Origin of the sequence: Acinetobacter sp. NIPH 542 (assembly GCF_000369825.1) — a bacterium.
Taxonomy (GTDB): domain Bacteria; phylum Pseudomonadota; class Gammaproteobacteria; order Pseudomonadales; family Moraxellaceae; genus Acinetobacter; species Acinetobacter oleivorans.
The window spans coordinates 1067566-1091383 of record NZ_KB850206.1 but is presented as its reverse complement, the minus strand read 5'-3'; the positions used below and the strand labels follow the sequence as shown (position 1 = coordinate 1091383).

The following is a 23818-nucleotide window of genomic DNA, read 5'->3' as shown; positions in this document are numbered from 1 at the left end:
AAAACACTATTTAAGCATGTAATTCATTTAATAATTTAGCTAGCAAATCATTAATAAATTGAATGCGCTTCTCATGTTCTTCAAGCTGTACCATCACTTTTAAGCGCTGACCACCTTCCATACGATAATAAGTCGGATGCTTTTGCATCAGCTGAATAATGCTAATCGCCTGAACAGGTGTATCAGGTGAAAATTCAATATTACCACCTTGAGTATTAATATCGATTTTTGTGATACCCAGTTGCTCTGCTTTCAAGCGAATCTGATGAACAGTAAACAAATGTTTAACTGATTGCGGCGGAACCCCAAAACGATCAATGAGTTCCATACGGATATTATCGAGTTTTTCTTGTGTATCTGTATTACTAATACGTTTATAGAACAATAAACGCTGATGCACATCTCCTAAATACTCATCTGGAATCAGTGCCGGAATATGTAAATTAATTTCCGCAGTCAGCGATAAAGGCGCATCAAAATTCGGTGTTTTTCCTTGCTGAATCGCCTTAGTGGCTTTTTCAAGCATTTCCATATACAAACTATATCCGATTGCCTGCATTGAACCGCTTTGTTGTTCACCTAAAAGCTCACCAGCACCACGAATTTCTAAATCCTCTGTAGCTAACATAAAGCCAGCACCGAGTGTAGAGGCACGTTGGATTGCGTCCAAACGTTTTTCTGCATCACCTTTTAAATGTTTTATAGAAGGAACTAACAAATAAGCATAGGCTTGGTGATGTGAACGCCCTACACGTCCACGTAATTGATGTAATTGAGCCAAACCAAGCTTATCGGCCCTTTCTATCAAAATTGTGTTGGCATTTGGAACATCAATTCCGGTTTCAATAATGGTTGAACATACTAATACGTTAAACTCTTTGTGATAGAACTGCTGCATCACTTGTTCGAGCTCTCTTTCTCTCATTTGTCCATGAGCGACTGCCACACGAGCTTCAGGCACAAGAACACGGATGTTTTCAGCAGCCCGTTCAATCGTATCGACTTCATTGTGTAAGAAATATACTTGGCCACCACGTAGTAACTCACGCAAAATCGCCTCTTTCACAGAGGCTTCTGTATGCTCTTGCACAAAGGTTTTAACGGCTAAACGACGGGCTGGTGGTGTAGCAATGATAGATAGATCACGCATTCCCGAAAAAGCCATATTTAAAGTTCGTGGGATTGGTGTTGCGGTAAGCGTCAGCATATCTACATCTGCTCGTAATGCTTTGATACGTTCTTTATCACGCACACCAAATCGATGTTCTTCATCGACTACCATTAGGCCCAAATCTTTAAATTGCACATTTTCTTGTAAAAGTTTATGTGTCCCCACCACAATATCAACTTTACCAGCAATTAAATCTTCAATATTTTTTGTATGGGTTTTACTTGAGCCAAAGCGTGATAGCACTTCAATACGCACAGGCCAATCAGCAAAACGATCTTTAAAAGACTCATAATGTTGTTGTGCAAGTAAAGTCGTAGGTACTAAAACAGCAACTTGTTTGCCATTTTGCACAGCAACGAACGCGGCTCGCATTGCCACTTCAGTTTTACCGAAACCTACATCACCACAAACAAGTCTATCCATAGGTCTAGCTTGTTGCATATCGTGAAGCGTCGCTTCAATAGCATTCGCCTGATCGAGTGTTTCCTCATAGGCAAATCCACTGGCAAATTGCATATAAAGCGATTGATCGAGTTCGAAACCAAAACCAGGTTTTGACTGACGACGTGCTTGTATATGTAATAGTTCGGCTGCAACATCATGAATTTGCTCTAAAGCTTTGCGTTTAGCTTTACTCCATGCATCACTACCAATTTTATGAAGTGGCGCTAAATCTGGATCTCCACCACTATAGCGACTGATCAGATGCAAATTAGTCACAGGAACATAAACTTTTGCCCCTTCAGCATAATTGAGTTGCAAGAATTCATAATCTTGCCCTTCAATTGCTAAAGTAACTAATCCTGCATAACGTCCCACACCATGATCAATATGAACAACTGGGGCATCAATACTGAGTTCAGTCAAACTGCGAATTAAGAACTCTTCTGAAACTTCTTGCTGACGTTTACGACGACGCTGAACTACCCGATGTTCATATAACTGATTTTCTGAAATAACAGTTAATTGGTCTGTTAAAAGTAAGCCACGGTCGAGCGGTGCATTTGTAATAGCAATCGCAAACTGACTCGTTTGAAATTGTTCAAAACTGTCTACACTAGGGATATCTCCCAGACTAGCACGTAAACCATCTCTTAAGCTTTCACGTCGGCCTGCACTTTCTGCAACCAATAAAACGGGATGATTTGCTTCATCAATATATTTTTTAACGACGGTAAACGGTTTTTCCTTTTTAGGATCGACTGCTAATTTTGGAGGTTGCTCAGCCTTAAGATTTAATGCGCCAGCTTTTTCTTCAACCAATTCGGCACTTACAAGCATACGAGGAAACTGGTTTAAAGCACTGAGCAAATGGTTTGGAGCAATAAATAGTTCTTCAGGAGGAAGAATTGGCTGATCTACATTATGACGTCTGTCTTCGTAGCGACGGAAAACTTCTTTCCAAAAATTAGTTAAATCGGTATCTAAATCAGTAGTTGTAATTACAATGCAATTCTTTGGTAAGTACGTTGTAAGTGTACTTTGCGATTGCATTTGTGCTTTATCAAAAAATAATGGTAAATAAAATTCAATTCCTGGTGAAGCAATTCCCTCTAAGACATCTTGATAAATCGGGTTTTTCTTAGGATTAGCAGTAGGAAAAAGTTCAGAATATCGATCTCTAAAAATTGAGCGAGCTTCTTTTAACGGGAATTCTTTTGCAGGTAAAACTGTAAAACTTTTTAAAGCTGTAGTCGTTCTTTGAGTTTCTGGATCAAAGAATTTTAACGTATCAATTTCATCATCAAACAGATCAATACGGATAGGTGCTTCTTGTCCTGACGCAAAAATATCCATAATACTGCCACGGACAGCAAACTCACCGTGGTCATAAACAGTATCTACCAAATGATAACCAGCTTGTACCAAACGTAATTTCTGTTGCTCTAAATCAAATTTTTGACCTACACGAATATCAAAATGCTCACCTAAAACCCATGAATATGGTGCAACTCTTTGGGCTAAAGTGCTTGCTGAAAGGAGCAACACACCCTTCTGAGGCATATTAGATAAAATTGCGAGGCGTTCTGAGACAATATCTTGATGAGGTGACAAACGATCATACGGTAAGATTTCCCAATCAGGAAAAATTGTTGGTTTTATGCCATAAAATTCAAGTTCACTCTCTAATTGAGCTACATGCTGGTTATTTCTTGCAACCACAACAAGTAAAGACGAATGCTGAACAGCAATTTCCTTAAATAGTAATGCAGCAGATGAACCTAATAACGACCCCACCCAACGCTTTTCACCGGCCTTGAGCTGTTGTAAATTCAATTGAGAGATTTCTTGTTGAAACATGTATATGGCTTTTATCAGCTAAGAAGATATAGGCTTAATAGTAGCATGATGTTTTTAGTGAATTGAGTTATTTTTTTGAAAATCAAACTACTAGTTAGCTCTACTTTTTATATTTTTTAATTAATTAACTATGATTATTTATCACGCAAAAACAAAACGTAATATTGATTTAATATTTGTATAATCGCTTTAAGCTGAAGTAGCTTTTCTTGTGTATTTCCTAATCTTTCTACATAGCGCTGGGTTGCGATTTCCAGATCAATTTTTTCATTAATCTGTGGAGTAATGAGGAATAACTTCTGAAGATTATCAAAATTTTGTAATTTACGGTTTGAGAAATACTCAAGATGTTCTGACCATTTCTCATTAATTACTACATCGTTAATGATAGGTCCTCCTTCAGAATCAAATTTTAATTGATTCTCTTGCAAGTAAAGTTGTTCTGGTGTTTGTTTTGAGCCTTGAAAAAGCTGAGTTATCTTCTTAAACATTTCATCACATCATATTAATTTTAAATTTAAGTCATGGAAGCAACCTAAATACCTCCATGACTTAAGCCTTCTAATTTAACGACTATTCATCGCCTAAATCATCAAGAAAATCGACAGTTGGTACAAAAAACAATGTACCAGTCTGGGCAGTACTAAAGTCAAGCAACCGATCAAGATTACCATCCTCATTGCCTAAAAACATGTTTTCAAGCATTTGTCGGGTTGTACTAAATTTACGTGAGTAACCAATAAAGAATGTGCCATATTCATTTCTAGACGGATTTGAAAAAGGCATATTAGCTCGCATAATTTTAAGCTCATTACCTTCTGCATCATGAGCTTTACTTACAACATTATGAGCAGTTAAAGGCTTTTCATCATCATCGAGTTCAACATCATTGAATTTTTTGCGCCCAATGACTTTTTCTTGCTCTTCATCGGTTAATGAACGCCATTTTTCCATGTCATGTGTATATTTTTGAATAAAAGCATAACTTCCCCCGATAAAATCAGGATCTTCATTCCCCACTAACGCCCACTGCGCTGCAATAACGGGTTCAGGGTTCTCAGTTCCATCAACAAAGCCAATAATTGCACGTCCGTCAAAATAACGAAAACCATGAACTTCATCAATTGGATACGTTACTTTACCAAGCTGTTGATTAATTATATTGCCCAGCTCGTAACATAAAGCCTGGCGATCGGCACGAATATGAAAAAATAAATCACCTGGAGTTGAGACAGCCGTATATTTCGGGCCTCTAATTTCTTGAAATGGTTGTAACTCTTGAGGCTTCGCTTGCTCTGGGAATAAAATATCCCATGCGTTTGAACTAAAACCCAACGTAGCATTAAATTTACTTTCTGGATAACGGTTAGATAGACTTCTGGTTAGTGCTGAAAAATTAGCAGCAAAATCTTTTACTTTTTCTATTACAGAATCACCTTGAGCCAGTCCCAATACAATAAATAATGCATTTTCACCAGGAGCGCTCGTTACAGGCTGAATTCTCATACATTCCATAAAATATGCCTTTTAGGTAATTAACCTTATTAATTTAGCATACTCATTTTCTTTTCATACATCTTGTAATGAAATCTGAGGTTGTAAAGAGTTTAAGTAAAGCGCCTTAAACTCTTACTAAAATAGATATTAATTAACGCCCATACTGCTTCTTTAAATATTTTACGATTTGAGCAGACTCAAACATCTTCACTCCAGTATTTGGATCTACCAAATAAGGGACCTGCATTTTACCTTGCATGACAGGCAATATTTTTTCTCTTTTTCCACCTTTTAAAGGTACATATTTACCCGGTTTTAAACGAAGAATAGCTGGACCCTGATCTTGCCATCTTTCTTTTGCCACATTATGCAAAATATATGGAAGCTCAAGTTCACAGAGCAAACCTCTTACGACTCTTGAATAAGGACTTGCCTCAAAACTCCATAACTCAAGTTTTTGCTCAGGCGCAGCTCTATCAACAATTTTTTTATTTATCCAAACTCCACGAGCACCATTTAATATGGTCCCTGCAAATGCCACATACGGCATGTTCGGGTAACTCGAAAATTTCTGAGGTGTCTTTCCAGTCTTACCGTAGTGTTTAAATAAATGATGAATAATATCTTGTGATTCATATAGCTCATCACCAGTATTTTCATCAATTAAAAAAGGAAATTGTAATTTCCCGCCTTTTTCTTTTACAACTGAACGATACTTTGTTCCACCTTTAGGACATGGATAAATTTCGACATCCAGATTCAAAAGTGTAATCACTTCACGAACGCGGCGGCAAAATGGTGAACCTTCAAATTCATATAGTTTCAAAGCTTTTACAGGTTGCTGAGGAAAAGCAGTGCCTGTTACGCCCCTACCACCTTCAGCAATTGCAGATGCAACTGCTTGAAGTACTTTAATTTGATGAATCACCATCATGCGTTCCTTTATATTAGAGAATTAGACTAATTTTTCTTTTGCAATCACAATTCCATTATTATCAGCATAGATAAAATCACCTGATTGAATTGTGACACCACCAAAATACAAATTAATATCTACTTCACCAATGCCTTTACGATTACTTTTTTGCGGAATTGCAGCCAATGCATGTACGCCTAAATCCAAAGTTGCAAGCGCATCTACATCTCGTACACAACCGTAAATCACGACACCATTCCAGTTATTCTTAACTGCTGACTCAGCAATCAAATCACCCATAAGTGCACAGCGCATAGATGCGCCACCATCCACAACTAATACTTTATCTGTACCATCTGTTGCCAATAACTCTTTTACACGTGAGTTATCTTCAAAGCACTTTACTGTTACAACCTGCCCCCCAAAAGTTTTACGTGCACCATAGCTTTGAAAGAACTTTCCATCCATTGAAGGAATTACAACCTGTAAATCTTTTTCAGGGTTATCATCTAATAAATCACATGTTACAAATGGCACTGTCGACACTTTTATTCTCCCTTATCGAGTTTTCTGTATGCTCAGATTATCATATCGTTTAAAGGCTTCAATTTGCGTTAGCGCCGCTACGACCATCGTATGAGCCAATTGCTCCGCAGTTACAGGTTTATATTTGAATGGTTTTTGTAATTTATTCTCAATAAATTTAAATAGACTTTGCCCTAAATCTTCTATAAACCGTACGTCACTGCGTTTACCAATAAGTAAAGATGGTCTAAAGATAGATAATTTCTCGAGTTGTAGACTTTCAATATAATCTTCTAGTTGTCCTTTCACTTTATTATAAAAAATCGGTGAATTGGCATTTGCACCAAGTGCGCTCACTAACAATAAATGAATATGTTTATCTTGTACCAAATCTGCCAAATGAGCATTGATTTCATAATCCACAACGTAAAAGGCCTGTTTTGAGCCTGCATTTTTTAATGTTGTTCCCAAACAGCTAAATGCATGAGTATGACCATTCACATCTTCATCATTCAACATTAAGAAATCTTCTATAACCAGCTGATTAACTTTTTTATATGTATTAAGTAGTTGTGATTCTTTTCTTACCACAACAGTAATCGCTTCAAATTCTGGTGTTTGCTCAAGCTGTTCAACAAGAGCTAAACCCACAAGTCCTGTAGCACCTATCACAATTGCTTTTTTCGTACTTATAGTCATTTTTTATCCAACCCTCTTTAAGTTTGTATCAAATTTAACCTTTTCTTACGGTTTTAGCAGCCCCTAAAACCGCTTAAAATGCTCTCAAGGCTTGACTTCACGGTGTCTATTCATCACAATATGGCACTTGTTTACGGGCTGGTGATGGTTGCACCAGTTTACTGGATTGACCACAGCCCGCCCAGACCAACTTATTTTCAAGGAGTGCAAGAGTGGCAAACTCTGCTCAAGCTAAAAAACGTGCGCGTCAAAACGTTACTGCACGTAAACACAACGCAAGCTTGCGTTCTATGGTTCGTACATACATCAAACGTACTTTAAGTGCAATTGCTGGTGGTGATCATGCTGTTGCTACAGAAGCTTACAAAAAAGCTGTTCCTGTAATCGACCGTATGGCTGATAAAGGCATCATCCACAAAAATAAAGCTGCTCGTCATAAGAGCCGTTTAAATGCTCAAGTTAAAGCGTTAGCTAACTAATTGAAGCATGTAAAAAAAGCCCTATTGGGCTTTTTTTATTACCTATCGTTTTTGAGCTTATAGCCTTGTGTTAAATTTGGCTACATTCAGCTCATAGGCCTTACCTCTCCAAATCCATTTTAATTTGCAATTTGGAAACTCTTCGCCTTCAAACCATACAAATAAACCTTCCATCATTTCAGGCCAATCTTCTTTCTTAATTTTATTTTCACCAGAAATTACCGCAACAATCGCAGCAATAATAGTGTCATGACTGACAGCTAAACTAAGTCCACCTTGAGTTTTGGGATGAGTACGGTAAATAAGCTCTAGCACGTCTAGAACACCAGTAATGGGGTGTTTCATGCCAGGTAATGCATTATTAACAAAACTATTAATAAAACCCAAAGCACCTTGTTTTTTAAAATAAGGGGCTGCTTGCTGTATATCTAGTACAAAGCTACCGGGTTCAACCAATAGTCCTTGCTCAATAATTTCAATAGTATGCGTATTAGATTCGGGACTTACATCATCAGCCCCTTCAATCATGAGCGCAGCCGTATCGACACAACGTTGTATTGGACTTGAAATACAATGCTGGATAACACGATCTGTATTTTTAATTAAATAATTACCCCATGCCTGCGCAAGCTCACGCCCTTGAGGAGTAAGTTGGAGGTCATATCCTGCTAAACCCTGCCCATCCACAAGTTCTCTTAAAGAATGGCGCGTAAATAAAGTCACGGGAGTTGAAGCATCGGGCAATAAATCAATTGCTTCAAACATACTTTTAGGCAATAAATCGAGTGCCATTGTTATCTTGTCATCTTTTTTCAATACTTTGCCACTATAACATGTCTGGCATAACTCTCAATCTATAACACCTGATTGGGCTAATGCTTCAAATGCTATTTTTTTGCTTTCCTGATCACGAAATGCGATAAAGCCCTTATTTAAAACCGTGTGTCTCTGGTTATATTCAAAAGGTTTTCCATCAAGTGTAAGTAAACCACCACCTATACTTTCCAACAACCCTTGACCAGAACTTGTATCCCATTCAGAAGTTGGATGGAATCGCGGGTAAATATCTATTTCACCTTCCAGCATCATGCAAAATTTATAGGCACTTCCTGCTTCTCTTCTAATAATGTTATGTTCTTTTTCGATAGGCTGAATAAATCTTTGATATTTCGGATTTTTACTGCCATGACTAAGTCCTATTTGTATAGGTGCATCTGATGAAGGCGAAGTTATCTGATATTGATACCACTGCTTTTGACTAAAACTATATTTAAAAGGTAAATCTTGCAGATATCCTAAATACACGACTTGTTCACATGGCACCGCAATAACTGAAAAGATTGTCTCTTTACCCTTAATCAAGCTTAGGTTTATCGTAAATTCATCACGCTCATGAATAAACTCTTTAGTTCCATCAAGAGGATCTAACATCCAACACGTAGACCAGTCATGGCGAGCACTATAATCGCTTTCTTCTGACAAAACAGGCAAGTCTGGGGTAATTTCTGCCAAGTGCTTTAATAAGAAAAGATTCACTTTTAAATCTGCTTGAGTTACAGGTGAATCATCTTGTTTTTCATGAATAGTAAACTCATAACCCGCAGAATAATTTTGATATTCTTGTAATAGAATCTGGTTCGCTTGTTCCAAGATTGGAAGAAGCTGATTAATCAAAGTATCTTGTGGGCGTGTAGTTGTTATAAACATAAATATGCTCTACATAGTTTCATTTCTATTATAGGTGAATTATGAACAATTCAATATTCGCCAACAGTTTGATTTACTAAAAAAGTAATTTATCTTAATGATTAGATGAACGAGACTTTGTATGCACACTATATAGTTAATATGAATAATGATGAGGTTAAAAAAACTATTATTGTGTACAAAAAACAATCTATAAGTTATGAAAAATAAACAACTTAAATCAGATTCATCCATTTCCTTTTCATTTATTTCTTGTTATGTTCAATCACACAATAACAAGATGGAAGAAAGCGCACATGATGCTATATGGATATCATTTCTCGACAATAGAACGTAACTGGGAAGAACTTACTCCCTTAAATGAGTTCCTACAAACATTTGCAGATGATGATGGTGATGTTTCAACAAGAGATAAAGAATCTCTTAAAGAAATCATTGCAAAATCAGATACAGCTTTAGCTTTAGCAAGAGAAATGGGTTGGGATGGTAGTTATACAGGATGTCCTTATCTATTCTGGTTACCAAACAAAAGTAGCCAGTCTTTTGAATATGGTTTTGTATTTAAACAGACCTCAGATAATACAACTTTTGTTATTTCACCCATTGAATTGAGTTATCTAGCTCAGGATTCTGAAGTACAAACATTAAGTAAAAATATTGAATAAATAATATAGGTTATTGATTCAGAGTTGATATCAATAACCTCATCTTATTTTAGATAGATTAGTCAAACATGCTTAGCTGTGGTGTCGGTTTTATCACTTTTTCTTTTGGCACATGAGAGCATTCAAATTCTTCAACCGGAAAGCCTTCGATAAAGCTGGAAATATCAGGTGATTCTAAACTTAACCACTCTTCTAGTCGGTCATGTGGAATCACAATCACTGATCTTTTGACATCGCCTGGTTCGTGAAAGTCTTTCATCATGGGATGGTCGATGGCATCCATAGTTAACATGCTTGCAGAACGAATAACCGTCTCATTAATTTTGCAAATTTCATAAATCGCTGCAATGAAAAAAGCTTGCCCATCTTTACGGCGTACACCCCATCGTTCCGGCTTATCATTTATATATTTACTTTCATAAAACTCGGTCACTGGAATTACACCGAACTTACATTTAAGAGCAGCCTCTTGAAAACTCGGTTTTTGGAAAATCGTTTCATGACGGGCATTGTAAGTATGTTTCGCTATGTTGGTATCTTCAGCCCACTTTGGAACCAAGCCGAACATAACTTCACGCCATTCAAAACCTTGTGGTGATTTGAATAATAGTGGCATTGTTCCTGCAGGATAAACTTCTTCGGCATAGCTAAAGCCAACCACAGGCAACTGAAGTTGCTGTAATTGAGCAAGAGTTAAAGGTTTAAAGTTGGCACACATAGCAAGAATAAAATACTCTATATTTACTTCTGTTATTTTATAAGCATTTAGCCTATAAACCAAATAAAAAGGCACTCGAAAGTGCCCTTAACGACATAACTTTACGCTTATGAAATGTGTTGAATCCCTTGAGGAATCGCCTGCAATAGACGTTTAGTGTAATCATGTTGAGGATGTGCATAGAGCTCATCTGAATTGGCAATTTCCACAACTTCCCCATGATTCATGACCATCACCTGATCAGAGATATATTTCACAACAGATAAATCATGTGAAATAAAGATATAACTCAGCCCAAACTCATCTTGTAAATCTTGTAATAAGTTAAGTACCTGCGCTTGGACTGAAACATCGAGCGCCGAAACTGATTCATCACAAATCAAAATTTCAGGCTTTAGCGTTAAACAACGTGCAATTGCAATACGTTGGCGTTGCCCACCTGAAAACTCATGCGGATATCGATAGTAAGCTTGTTCAGGTAAATTCACTCTATCAAGTAAACCAAGTGCGATTTGTTTACGCTCAGCATCATCTTTACCAATACCATGAATTTGCATAGGCTCTAATAATATCTGCCCAATGGTAAAACGTGGATTAAGTGAGGCATAGGGGTTTTGAAAAATGATCTGAATCTTTCGTTGATATTTAGCAAACTCTTTTTCAGTTAATGAAAGAATATCTTTACCTTCGATGAAAGCCTGTCCACCAGATGCCTGATGTAAGCGCATGAGTAATAGTCCAACAGTCGTTTTACCTGAACCTGACTCACCAACTAAACCCAAGGTTTTTCCTTTAGCGAGTTTAAAAGAAACTCCTTTAACTGCCTGAAACTCTTCTTTGCCAAATAGACCTTTACGGCTATAAAAGCTTTTTTTCAGGTCTTTTACTTCTAAAATGATTTGCTCATCACCATTTAAGCCACGTTTGCGCTCGGGAATTTCTGAAGCATCAAAACTTTGTTCGACCAATATGTTGTCTTCTTGACGCATAAAATCGCTCGTCACTGGTAAACGATAAGGTCGTTGTGACATTTGCGGGCGGCAATAGAGCAAAGCTCTCGTATATACATCTTTAGGCTGTTCAAGAACTTCTTCAGCAGCGCCTTGCTCTCTAATCTCACCATGACGCATCACAATGACTTTATCTGCAATTTCACCAACCAACGCTAAATCGTGAGTAATAAAAAGCATCGACATTTGACGGCGTTTACGCAATGACTCAAGTAAATCAATAATCTGTTTTTGGATCGTGACATCAAGTGCCGTAGTCGGCTCATCGGCAATGAGCAGTTTAGGCTCACACGCAATCGCCATAGCAATCATGACACGTTGTTGTTGACCACCCGAAAGTTGATTTGGATAGGCATCAATTTTAGTTTCAGGTGAAGGAATACCGACTTCTTTAAGCAACTCTAAAACGCGTTGTCGGGCCTGTTTACGGCTCAATCCCATATGCAAACACAACACTTCTGCAATTTGGTTACCAACCGTAAAAACAGGATTTAATGATGACATCGGCTCCTGAAAAATCATGGCAATATCTTTACCACAAATTTTACGCATCTCTGTACGAGATAAGCTGAGCAAATCTTTACCTTCAAATATAATTTTACTTTGCTCATCAATTTTACTCTGACCTACAGGCAGTAATCCCATAGTTGCCAAAGAAGTAACCGATTTTCCGCTACCCGACTCACCTACTAAAGCAACCGTTGTATTTTCAGGAATATCAAAGCTAATTCCTTTCACGGTTTCAATATATTGTTTATCTTCACCTTTAAAACTTACTCGTAAATTTTTAACATGAAGCAACGGCGCACTCTTATTTTCATGTTCTGACATTAGGATTTCCTCTTATTTTAGTTTTGGATCTAATGCATCACGGAGTGCATCAGTAAACATTGAAAATGCCGTTACCAAAACAGCCATCGCGACAGAGGCTGCGACAAGCTGCCACCACTTACCTAAAAGAAGTTCACTTTGTGCTTCATTTAACATGCTCCCCCAAGACACTACGCCTACTGGCACACCAAAACCTAAGAAACTCAAGATGACCTCAGATTTAATGAAAGACACCACCAAAATTGACATTTGGACCAAAGCGATATGGCTGACATTAGGGAAAATATGAATGAACATACGACGGAAGTGTCCAACGCCAATTGCTTTAGCAGCAAGAACATACTCACGTGCAGTATGTTTCATATATTCGGCACGAATTAAACGATAAACACCCGTCCAGCCCGTTAAACCTAAAATCAGAACAATGGATAAAATGCCTTTTTGTTGAAGTACGGCAGCAATAGCAAGCACTAATAATAAATATGGGATTGAAGTAAAAATGTTATAAAACCAGTTGAGAATGTCATCAACCCAACCACCAAAATATCCAGAAATTGCGCCTAAAAGTGTACCGATGCCTACCGCAAGTAAAGCGGATATCACCCCAACAATAATTGATGTTTCAGCACCTTTAATAGTCTTTTTAAGGACGTCTTGTCCCCATTTGTCAGCTCCAAATATAAGTGTGCTTTTAAGTTCACTTTGCTGATCAAGTAAATGTCCTCCCAGTTGCTGATCAATTGCTTTCATATCCTCAGCTAAAGGATCAACTACACCATAATAATCAATTGCACTTCCCGCACTCTTTTCTTGTTTAATTTCAGCCTTGAGTTGATGAATTACATCTTTTAAAGGGTCGACTGGATTTTCTGGTAACTCCTCTTCAATCGCTGCTGCATTTTGCCCTGTACCTGTTGTCTTATCTGCGCCTATAAATGTAGGTGGTGCATAACTTACTGCAACCTCTTTATTCCAGTCGGATGCAATCACACCCGTCATTGATAGAACCAAGATAATAAAATAAAGCAATACAATCACTAGCGATGACATTGCGATCTTGTCGGCCCGAAGACGACGCATGGCAAGTTTCCACAGGCCAGATGAATGAGCTTCGGCTTTTGTTTGTTGTTTTCTTTTTGATAAAACGCTCAGCATAGCCCACCTACTTCAACTGTACACGTGGATCAACCACTTTGTAGACCAAATCGGCAATCAGGTTAAAAATCATGGTTGCAGCTGCGATGTAAACTGTAATTGCCTTAATTACAGGAAAATCACTCCGCTCAACTGCAATAATCACCTCTCGACCAATCCCGGGAATACCAAAAAAACGTTCAATTAAAAATGCACCTATGAGCAATGCAGGTAAAGTTGACATCACATCGGTAATAATAGGAATTGAAGCGTTCCGCAGTACATGTACACCTAAGATTCGGCTTTCACCTACACCCTTAGCACGTGCTGTTCGAACATAGTCCTGATTAATTTCATCAAGCACAAAGCTACGATATAAACGTAAAGTCGGTGCAATACTCACCACCAGCATGATTAAAATCGGCAGTAAGGCAAACTTAAATAAATTATCAGTAAAGCTATCGCTCCAGCCTTGTACAGGAAACCAACTTAGCTGATAAGCCAGAACATATTGAAAAACGATAATGTAAACTAAGATGCTGATCGACATACCGATGGTACATAACATCATGACCATACGGTCGGTTAGAGAACCACGTACAGCTGCAACAGCCAATGCCAAAATAATTGAAATAACCGTCTGTAAAATAGTCAGTGGAATTAAAAGCGTGAGCGATGGTCCTAATCGGGTTAAAATAATTTGAGAAACAGGTTCGCCAGTACTCCAACTCGCCCCATAGTCAAAAGTGAGAATCTGCTTAATAAAAATCCAGAGCTGAACGTAATAAGGCTGATCGACACCTAGCTGCTTACGAATGTTTTCAATCTGCTCAGGATTAGACATCTTGCCCGCTAAAATATAAGCAGGATCGCCACCTACCCAGTTAAAAAGAATAAAAATAAGTAAGACTACCCCCAACATGGTTGGAATCATCTGCCATAAACGCCGAATAACATATGCCAGCATAGTGATAATTCCTTATTTAACCCGTTGTCCGGTAATTTCATTAAAGAACGCTTTGTTATCAGGTTCACGGCCAAGGAAATCTTTAACTAATTCAGCAGCCGGCTTTTGACTACCTTGCGACAGAATTGTTTGGCGGTAACGTTGTCCCACTTGTGGGTTATTAAGGTTGTCCCCATAGGCAGAAAGCATGTCTAAAGCTAAAACCTCAGACCACATATAGCCGTAATAACCTGCTTGATAACCACCCATCAAATGCCCAAACTGCCCAGGAAATTCTGTTGTTGGTACATAACCTAAGGCTGTAGCAGCTTCCATTTTTTGCCAATTTTCTAAAGGTTTTACTTTTAAGGCATCAGCAGTGTGCAGTGACATGTCATATTGTGCATAAAGAGTCTGACGCGCATAACGCAAGCCACGACCATAGTTATGTACTGCTTTTAAACGGGCAATTAGTTCGTCATCAACACGTGGACATGCTGGATCACAATAATCGGCCACTTTCGATAAAGTCTCTTTACGGCGTGCCCACTCTTCATACATTTGAGATGGCGCCTCTACGAAATCACGCTCTACAGAGGTTCCAGACTGACTGGCATAACGTGTATTGGATAAAATGCCATGTAAAGCATGACCAAACTCATGAACAAAAGTTTCTAGCTCATCACTGTTTAAACCTTTACGATTAAAATTGGTGACTAATGCTGAAACTGGTAATCGATTGGTTAAAGTGCTGCCACCGTATACTCCCCAAACGGCGGCATGGCCATATTTCCCTTCTCGAGGAAATTTATCCATATATAAGCCGCCAAGAAGCTTTCCTGTTTTTTTGTCAACTACATCGTAATATTCAACTTCATCCTGCCATGCTTTAACTTTGACAGGTTTAAAATCAATACCGTAAAGGTCAGATGAAATGGCAAACAACCATTTTTGAGCAGCTAAAGTTGGGAAATAATCACGAAGTTTTTCCTGATCAATCTGATATTTATTCTTACGAAGTTTTTCGCTCCAGTAAGCTTCACTCCAACGTGTGATCTCAGTTTTCTCTAAAGGCGTTTTTAAGGTTTGTGCTTTAAATTCACGGAGTTCTTCTACTTCTTTACGTTCAAGTGGCGCTACTGTTTTTTGGACTTCTGCTAAAAATTGATTTACAGCCTCAGGCGTTTTAGCCATACGGTCTTTTAAAACCCAATCTGCATAACTTGCTTTTCCAAATAACTGAGCAAGCTCATAACGCAAATCTATTGCCTGTTTAAGTAGTTTTAAATTTTGCTCAGTACCACGTCGAGTAAAGGCAATTTGATATCTTTTCCGAGCATCATCATTATCTGCCAACTCCATAAATGGACGATATTCAGGATATTCAAACCCTAATAAATAATTGCCTTTAGCATTTTTCTTTAATGCTGAAATATAACTTTGAGGTAAGCCTTTCATTTCTTCAGGAGTAAACTCAAGTTTCTCCGGATTATCACGGACATTACGGGCATATTCTTGTTCGAGTTTGGTCAACTCATCCAGAATGGCCTTCATTCGTGCACGCTTTACTGGTTCAAGTTGAACACCTGTGTCTTCAAACTGATCTAGAATATCTTGGCGGTATTTTTGGTCAATTGGGTCTGTTGCTTGTGTATTTTTAATTAAGTTATATAGCTTCGGGTTCTGAAATATATCAGTGTGAAACTGATTAATTTTGATTTCACAGTCTTCAGCTGCCTTACGTAATTTTGCATCTGGGTCTACGTTACTATATAGACTTATCGGACCTGAGAAATCTTCAAAATGCGCAAAAATTTTATCCCATTTTGCCAATATAGGTGCCGCTGCTACATTATCTTTCACAGGCGTTTTTTCAAAAATTGTAATCTGTTGTTGAATCTTTTTTAAATTAGCATCACACCATGCTGGGAGTTGTTGTGCTTTAAGTAATGGCAAAGTAGGACGTGTTGTCTCTGCCGTTGCAAACTGACTTATACCTATGGTTAACATACATAAAGTTGTCATTTTCAATGCATTATTTTTCATCATATCTCCAATTTTTTTCATTTAATGATTAGATTTAGTATGTGTATCGATATCAAAATACATCCACTCAGCATGTAAAATTGGATGCTTTTTATATCCAATGATTTGTGGTTGAGCCAGCATATTTCGGTAGCGTGCATAAGAGACCTGAACAGGCATATACACTTCTAATAAACGTGTCATTTTTCGATAAAGCGCGTCTCTCTCAGGACCTGCTTGCATTTGTTGTGTCTGACGATATAACTGATCAAACTCTGGTGTCGAACCACAAGACCAGTTCGTCATATGCGTATTGGGTCCATAAAAATTCTGCATAAAATTATCCCCATCTGGATAATCGGCGATCCATGCAGAAGAACCAAACATACCTTCACATTGTTTTTGCGCTCGAATAAGGTCAGCAAAAAGCATAGGTTTAAAGACCATGTGAATATTTAAACTATCAAAGTTCTTTTTCCAAAGTTCAGCACTTTGCTGCCCGATACTGTCATTACGCGCCATATATTCAATGACGAGAGGCTTACCATTTGGCTGTGTACGCCAACCTGAGGCATCTTTTTTATAGTGATATCGATCTAATAGTAAATTTGCTGCTTTCACGGAATATGGCGTACTGGTTCTATACTGTGGATCGTTACCCACTACCCCTGGTGGAACTGGAAAATCTAAACGCTGAGCATCATCATTTCTTACTAATTTAATTTCTTGATCTATTGAACGAGACATTGCTATTGCACGGCGTAAAGCAATCTTTTCTTTACTCATTCCGCCTACCACCGGATTTTTAAGGTTCCAATAGATATAGCTAATTTCAGGATCAACAATACGAGATAGCTGCACACCTTCTTTAGCAAGTTCAGGTCTTAATTTACCGTCTTTAATTGCTTTTGCGACCAGTTGACCTTCAAGCTGAAATATATCAATTTCACCACGCTGAAATGCCAGCCATCGCGATTGATTTTCTTCCATAACCTGAATATCAATTGTGCCTATTTGAGGCATTTTTTTACCTTTAAGGCGTTTTACAATTGCCTCATCCTCAGGGCTACTTGCACTAAAGTTCCAAGTAAAACCACGGAAATCATGATTCGCTTTTAAAACAATACGTGATGCTGGTACCCATTTACTGAGTACATAAGGTCCGGTCCCTACAGGATGGCCCATTACATAACCTGCTTTATCTTTATATTTTTCGATGACTTCACGTGCCACCGCACCTGTAGGGTCATGTGCCAGTAACAAAGGAAAGTTATAATCTGGCTTAACTAAACGAATCACCAAGGTGTATTTATCTGGTGTTTGTAAACCAATAACTTTTTCGTCATAGTTAAATTTTCCAGTTTTATTGGCTGCATTTATTAATACATCCATACCTTCAATTTTGTTCTCTAGCAACCAGCTATTTGGAGAACGTAAATTCGGGTCCAATAACCGCTTAAAAGAGTACGCATAATCATTGGCTGTTAATTCTCGTGGTTTACCTTTGAAAACAGGGTCCTGTGTAAAATAAATACCCTTTTTTATGTGAATGGTATAAGTCAGACCATCGGGACTGACTTCTGGCATGGCTGTGGCTATTTTCGGAACAAGTTTTGCTGGCCTTGCTAAGTAGTCATAGGTATATAAAGTTTCAAATATTGAAGTGGTTACATGTGCTGAATATAGATCATGAATATAAGCTGGGTCGAAACCTGTTTCTGCTGTCGGGAATACGTAACGTAGAACTTTATTGGGATCGGCTGGGCTTTTAGCACATAGAGCTGTAGAACCAGTTAATGCCATGCTAGCAAGTAAAAAACTGACACCACAATGCTTGAGCTGTTTTATTAAATTTTCAGTCATATTTATCTTTATCTAAAATTATTTTTTATCAGGGGTAATATCAAGATATTGCCAGTTTGTGTTCATTATTGGATGAGGTTTAAAACCCTGAACTTGTGGCCGTATCAACCAATTACGAATTCGCGTTACATGAATAATCCAGGGATTATCAGCTTCAATCTGGCGGTTAAGCTTTTCATAATATGGTAGACGTTGTTGGGGTGGTAAATGAGTGGCTTGATTATAAAGGGCATCATATGTTTTAGACTGGTAACAAGCATGGTTTCCCTGACCAGCATTTGGTCCATACAGTAATTGTGCAAAATTGTCTCCTTCAGGATAGTCAGCAATCCATGCGCCGCTCCAAATCATATATTTACATTGAGTTGCAGCCTTTAAGTTATCTGCAAAATTACTCACTTTGAATTCTGCGCGAATACCAATCGCGTCTAAATTTTTTTTCCAGAGTTCGGAGTGAATAACCGATGCTGAACTATTTTCATTATTAATTTTTAAAACCAAAGGTTTTCCGTTTGGCAAGTTTCGATAGCCATCAGCCCCTTTTTTATAACCATAATAATCAAGTAATTTATTTGCCAATAATGGATTATATCCTACGCTACTTCTGTACTTGGGGTTATATCCATTTACACCTTCAGGTATGAACATTTCTGCTCTAACAGCTTGGCCTTTGTAAGCCTGTCTTATACTTTCTTTTTGATTATATGCCAACGTAATTGCTCTACGAAGTGCAATCTTTTCTGGGCTAAAACCACCAATGACCGGATCACGCATGTTCATCATCGTATAGGTCATTTCAGGTTCTTTATTTGGAAAATGCTTAATTCCCCTTTTCTGAAAAGAAGTCTTAAGTTGATTTCCATCTAAAGCTTGAGGAACAGCATCTGCTGTAAGTCTGTCAAAATCTAATTGACCAGACTGAAAAGCTAACCATCGTGACTGTTGTTCCTCAATAATACTGACTACAACCTTACCAATTTGGGGCATTTTCTTACCGCTCATTTCTTTAATAAGCTGGTTATCCCACGGCGTGCCTGTTGACTTAAAATTCCAGACAAAACCTCGATAATCAGGATTGGCAACTAATTCGACCTTACTTCTCGGTACATATTTACTTAGCATGTACGGTCCGGTACCAACTGGATGCATACCGATACGGTCACCGTAATAGTCAACAACCTCTTTTGCAACGCCACCAAAGGTAATATAGGCAAGAATATAAGGAAAATTAAAATCTTGGCGAGTCAAAGTAAATTGTAAAGTATATCGATCAAGTGCTTTAACCCCAGTAATTGGAGTAGCATAATTAAACTTTCCCGTTTTCTTTGCTTGAGCTACAACTGCATCTGCACCTAATAATTTACCCTCAATAAAAGAAACTGAAGGTGCCCTATTTTCAGGATCTAAAATGCGTTTAATTGTATAGACGTAGTCTTCAGCTACTAGCTCACGGCGTTTACCTTTAAAAGCAGGATCATTGGTAAAATAAATACCGGGCCTAATTTTAAATGTATAAACTTTACCGTCTTGTTCAACCTTAGGCAGGCTTTCAGCCGTATATGGAACTAACTGTACTGGACGAGCTAAATAATCATATTTGAGTAAAGGCTCAAATATGGTTTCCGCGATACTGGCACTATAAAAATTGGTGGTTTTAACCATGTCAAAACCATCATCTGGGGCTTCATAGGCAACGTGTAATATTTTGTTTGGTTGCGCAGGCGTTTGGGCGAAAGCACAAGAAACTGATGTAATAGCCAGACTTAGAATTGCGAGCTTAAAAATTTTTAATTTCAAGTTCCTACCTACTTAATTAATTTTTTAAAGATATTATCCTTTTGAGTAACATCTAAATCCGAATAAGAAAAGTTCTTTCTCAATGGACTACTTTCTTCTTTGTAAATTATTAACCTTTCTATTCAATCTTTTATTTGATCGAATGGAAAACATCATAATGAAATTAGAAAGCTGTAACTATCTAATATAAAGCGAATTTCATGCCATATTTTATGATCAAGAATAATTCATATAGAAATATTTAAAATTTACATTTTAATTAGGCACTTAAAACTTCTGGGACTATATAAATAAAAGTAAGTTTTTGCCAAATATTATATTTATATAACTTATCCATTATTAGCCTATAATGCACAATTAAAAGTCATGAATGTTTCATTCTAGTTCATAATTTTTTTATAGACCAAACAAGAAATATCAACATAAGATGCTAATTTATATTAAAAAATAAAAAAACAAAAGAAATGTTACATTATACAATTACATTTAAAAAAGTTCTAAAAAGATACAAAAGATACGAATCGATACATGAACAATCCAATAATGATTACTTTTTGTACAAATAATTTTGGAACTTTTGGCCACTGTATAAAAACTTACCAAATGGAAAATTTTTTAGGTGAAGATAAAACACTAAATCCTCACCACAAACATAATAAAATCAATATATATCAATATTTTGCATAAACTAAAAAAAGAAAAATATATAGTTGGCACTTGCTTTGCTTAAAAACTTTCCAGCAATATCGCTAACTACAACAAAAAGGGATCAAATCCACGATGAAAAAAAAATACAATGTTCGATCTCAGGTAACCCCCAAGATTGGCAAAACAATTCTTAAATTAAGTACCCTTAGTTTAAGCATGATGTGTCTTACCATGGCACAAGCAGCAGAAACAGAACAATCAAGCAATGATGATAAACCCGTCAAAGTTGTAAAAGTTGCTGTGACAGGCTCTTCAATCAAGGGAGTTGCAGCTCAAAGTGCTTCACCAATTACTATCGTAAAAGTGGATGAAATTTTAAAACAAGGGGTAACTACAACTGAAGAAGCTTTAGCCAAAATTAGTGCAAACCAATCTAATTTTGTTACTGCCAGTAACGTGGGTGCAAGTAAAACAGCTGGTTCAGCGGCAAACTTGAGAGCCTTAGGTGCCAATAAAACACTTGTTTTACTTAATGGTCGTCGATTAGCTGCAAATGCATATGACAGTGGCGTCACAAACTTAAATATTATCCCACTCGCAATGTTAGACCGCATTGAGGTTCTAAGAGATGGTGCCTCTTCCATTTATGGAACAGATGCAATTGGCGGGGTAATTAACTTTATTACCAAAAAGCAATTTACCGGACTTAATCTGACCGCTGGTTATCAAAAACCAGAACAAAAAGGCGGTGAGCAGCAAGACTACAGCATCTTTGGTGGCTTCGGTGATTTAGACGAAAATGGCTATAACGTTTTTGGTGTGGTGGACTATCGCAAAGGCGATGATGTCATGGCCAAAGACCGTAAAGTTAGTCGGCGTGGAGGCATATTACCCGAATTAGGTGTCAATAGAACCAGTAGTGGTTCATTCCCTGCCAATGTCCCAGGTTTAGGTAACCCTTACGCATCCACTGGTTGTGGTAATAACCCTCTTAATAGTGTCGATGATGGAACTTGTCGATATAACAGTCAAGCTGTGATTGGAATTGTTCCAAAAACAGAAGACATCTCAGCTATGGGCCGAGCTACATTTAAACTAAATGATAATTTTAACGCGATTGCAGAATATTTATATGCAAGAAGTGAAGTCACTACTTCAGTTGCACCAGATGTATTTTTTGATCTGACGCTTGACTCTAATAGTAAATATTATCCAGGAAACGGCATAACTCCAGCTTTAGCAGGCGCGAAGGGAACTATCCCTTTATATCTGCGTTCACAATCGGGTAATCGTATAAGTAACAGTATTAACCAATCACATAGATTGTTTGCTGGTATTGAGGGTGAAACTCATGGTTGGGACATTAATTCAGGCGTTACCTATGCACATAGTAGTGCATCGGATGCTATCGTAAGTGGCTATTTAAACTTTGATAAAACACAAGAAGCTTTAAATAATGGTATTTTAAACCCATTCGGACCACAAAACCCTGAAGATGCTAATGTATGGAATGAGTTAGGAGTTGAAGGTAAATATTTAAAAGCCAACCTAGATACAACTACGGTTGATTTCACTGCAAGCCGACCTATATTTAAATTACCAGCTGGAGATGTTGGTTTTGCAGTTGGAGCAAGCTATCGTTATGAAGATTGGACTTCAAAAGTCGTTACTGATGTTGCCCGAGTAGCACCTAGTACAGGTGTCGATCCTGATGAACCAGTAAATACTGGCGATCGTAATATTAAATCGGTATTTACTGAATTTCATATCCCACTTCTTAAAACTTTAGAAGCTCAAATTGCCGCTCGTTATGATGACTACAACGATTTTGGTGATACTTTTAATCCAAAATTTGCACTTCGTTGGGAACCTATTAAACAGTTAATGTTCCGTACAACTTATAGTACAGGTTTCAGAGCACCAACACTTTGGGAAGTTAATGGCGCAAATTCGATAACCAATACAGGTGCATCATATAATGATCCACTGCTTTGCCCTGGTGGAGTTGTACAACCAGGAGGGCAAAAAGAACGTGATTGTAAGATGCAATTTGATAGACAAAATGGAGGTAATAAAACTCTAGATCCAGAAGAGTCAAAGTCTTTTACTGCAGGTTTAGTATTTGAACCAATTAAAAATTTAGCCTTCACTCTTGATTACTTCAATATCGAAGTCGACAAGCAAATTGCTACACTTTCGGAAACTGCTATTTTTAATGACCCTGTGAAATATGCAGACAAATTTGTACGTAATCCTGATGGCTCATTAGATTATATTATTACAACACAACAAAATTTAGGTGGAATTAAAACTTCTGGTTTCGACGTCGGCTTAAGTTGGGTTTCTCCAATGACTGCTACAGGTCGATTCGGTTTCAACATTGATGGTACATATATAACAGACTACAAATACCAAGCCGAGCCAGATGGAGAATGGATAGGTGTTGCTGGGTCATATAGCGGCTTAGACTATCAATCTATTATTCTGCGTTGGAAACATACCGCAAACCTAAATTGGAATTATGAAAACTGGGCTTTAAATCTGCAACAAAACTTCTCTCGTGGGTACCAAGATCAAAACTCTAACGACCAAAACCATAGAGTCAGCGACTATACAACATACAATATTTCAGGCACTTATAAAGGCTTTAAAAATCTAGAAGTGACCGCTGGTATTAAAAATATTTTTGATGAAGACCCTCCTGCTTCTAATGTAATTGATAACTTTCAAATGGGATATGACCCACGTTACGCAGATCCTTTAGGGCGTACGTACTTTGTACGAGGTACATATAAGTTCTAAATGGTTGTTCTGCAAACATGACTTAAACATCGTGTTTGCAGAACAAATACTCACCCTTAGTCAAACATTAATTTAAGAATTGTT

At 37.6% G+C, this 23818-nt stretch carries 18 protein-coding genes; 3 read left to right on the top strand and 15 right to left on the bottom strand.

Translation table 11 applies throughout. The features are described 5' to 3' along the window. Window positions 1-10: 10 nt before the first annotated feature. From mfd to F886_RS10645, 6 genes are all read right to left on the bottom strand, one after another. A complete protein-coding gene (gene mfd / locus F886_RS10670; RefSeq protein WP_005304806.1) occupies window positions 11-3472 on the bottom strand; it encodes a transcription-repair coupling factor in 3462 nt (1153 codons plus the stop codon). Between the two features lie 134 nt (window positions 3473-3606). Then, entirely contained in the window at window positions 3607-3963 is a 357-nt protein-coding gene (locus F886_RS10665) for a hypothetical protein (protein WP_005304803.1), read from the bottom strand. Window positions 3964-4045: 82 nt separating this feature from the next. Then, window positions 4046-4978, bottom strand: coding sequence for a Dyp-type peroxidase (locus F886_RS10660; protein WP_081402244.1), 933 nt, complete (start codon window positions 4976-4978; stop codon window positions 4046-4048). 142 nt (window positions 4979-5120) lie between these two features. Beyond that, complete coding sequence (locus F886_RS10655) at window positions 5121-5903, bottom strand: glutathione S-transferase N-terminal domain-containing protein (RefSeq protein WP_081402155.1); 783 nt, start codon at window positions 5901-5903, stop codon at window positions 5121-5123. A 21-nt stretch (window positions 5904-5924) separates the two neighbouring features. Beyond that, window positions 5925-6431: a ribonuclease E activity regulator RraA gene (rraA, locus tag F886_RS10650; protein ID WP_005304796.1), complete on the bottom strand. Its 507-nt coding sequence runs from the start codon at window positions 6429-6431 to the stop codon at window positions 5925-5927. 12 nt (window positions 6432-6443) lie between these two features. After that, window positions 6444-7109, bottom strand: a complete 666-nt coding sequence (locus F886_RS10645) for an NAD(P)H-binding protein (protein WP_005304794.1) — start codon at window positions 7107-7109, stop codon at window positions 6444-6446. A gap of 212 nt (window positions 7110-7321) precedes the next feature. Between F886_RS10645 and rpsT the strand changes: the two genes are divergently transcribed. Beyond that, window positions 7322-7588 (top strand): 30S ribosomal protein S20, encoded by a 267-nt coding sequence (gene rpsT / locus F886_RS10640; RefSeq protein ID WP_004792670.1) that lies wholly within the window; start codon window positions 7322-7324, stop codon window positions 7586-7588. Between the two features lie 57 nt (window positions 7589-7645). On the opposite strand, the gene F886_RS10635 is transcribed toward rpsT, so the two are convergent. Beyond that, the gene (locus tag F886_RS10635; protein WP_005304792.1) at window positions 7646-8380 is read right to left on the bottom strand and encodes a histidine phosphatase family protein; all 735 of its coding nucleotides are present in this window, start codon (window positions 8378-8380) and stop codon (window positions 7646-7648) included. 57 nt (window positions 8381-8437) lie between these two features. Then, window positions 8438-9295, bottom strand: coding sequence for a 3'(2'),5'-bisphosphate nucleotidase CysQ family protein (locus F886_RS10630; RefSeq protein WP_005304790.1), 858 nt, complete (start codon window positions 9293-9295; stop codon window positions 8438-8440). Between the two features lie 296 nt (window positions 9296-9591). On the opposite strand from F886_RS10630, the gene F886_RS10625 reads away from it, so the two are divergent. After that, complete coding sequence (locus tag F886_RS10625; protein ID WP_004792677.1) at window positions 9592-9960, top strand: hypothetical protein; 369 nt, start codon at window positions 9592-9594, stop codon at window positions 9958-9960. A 58-nt stretch (window positions 9961-10018) separates the two neighbouring features. On the opposite strand, the gene F886_RS10620 is transcribed toward F886_RS10625, so the two are convergent. The 7 genes from F886_RS10620 to F886_RS10590 all read right to left on the bottom strand — a co-directional run bounded on the left by F886_RS10620 (window position 10019) and on the right by F886_RS10590 (window position 20284). Beyond that, a complete protein-coding gene (locus F886_RS10620) occupies window positions 10019-10678 on the bottom strand; it encodes an SOS response-associated peptidase family protein (RefSeq protein WP_034591087.1) in 660 nt (219 codons plus the stop codon). 107 nt (window positions 10679-10785) lie between these two features. Next, window positions 10786-12519 (bottom strand): ABC transporter ATP-binding protein, encoded by a 1734-nt coding sequence (locus F886_RS10615; protein WP_005304784.1) that lies wholly within the window; start codon window positions 12517-12519, stop codon window positions 10786-10788. Window positions 12520-12531: 12 nt separating this feature from the next. Continuing rightward, a complete protein-coding gene (locus F886_RS10610) occupies window positions 12532-13674 on the bottom strand; it encodes an ABC transporter permease (RefSeq protein ID WP_005304781.1) in 1143 nt (380 codons plus the stop codon). A 7-nt stretch (window positions 13675-13681) separates the two neighbouring features. Beyond that, window positions 13682-14620: an ABC transporter permease gene (locus F886_RS10605; protein ID WP_005304778.1), complete on the bottom strand. Its 939-nt coding sequence runs from the start codon at window positions 14618-14620 to the stop codon at window positions 13682-13684. A gap of 12 nt (window positions 14621-14632) precedes the next feature. Beyond that, on the bottom strand, window positions 14633-16666 hold the full coding sequence (locus F886_RS10600) for a M3 family metallopeptidase (protein ID WP_081402154.1): 2034 nt from the start codon (window positions 16664-16666) through the stop codon (window positions 14633-14635). Next, complete coding sequence (locus F886_RS10595; RefSeq protein WP_005304771.1) at window positions 16667-18487, bottom strand: ABC transporter substrate-binding protein; 1821 nt, start codon at window positions 18485-18487, stop codon at window positions 16667-16669. An 18-nt stretch (window positions 18488-18505) separates the two neighbouring features. Continuing rightward, window positions 18506-20284 carry an ABC transporter substrate-binding protein gene (locus tag F886_RS10590; protein WP_005304768.1) on the bottom strand — a complete coding sequence of 593 codons (1779 nt, stop codon included), beginning with the start codon at window positions 20282-20284 and terminating at the stop codon, window positions 18506-18508. A 780-nt stretch (window positions 20285-21064) separates the two neighbouring features. On the opposite strand from F886_RS10590, the gene F886_RS10585 reads away from it, so the two are divergent. After that, window positions 21065-23734 carry a TonB-dependent receptor gene (locus F886_RS10585; RefSeq protein ID WP_005304765.1) on the top strand — a complete coding sequence of 890 codons (2670 nt, stop codon included), beginning with the start codon at window positions 21065-21067 and terminating at the stop codon, window positions 23732-23734. The last annotated feature ends 84 nt before the right edge of the window (window positions 23735-23818 follow it).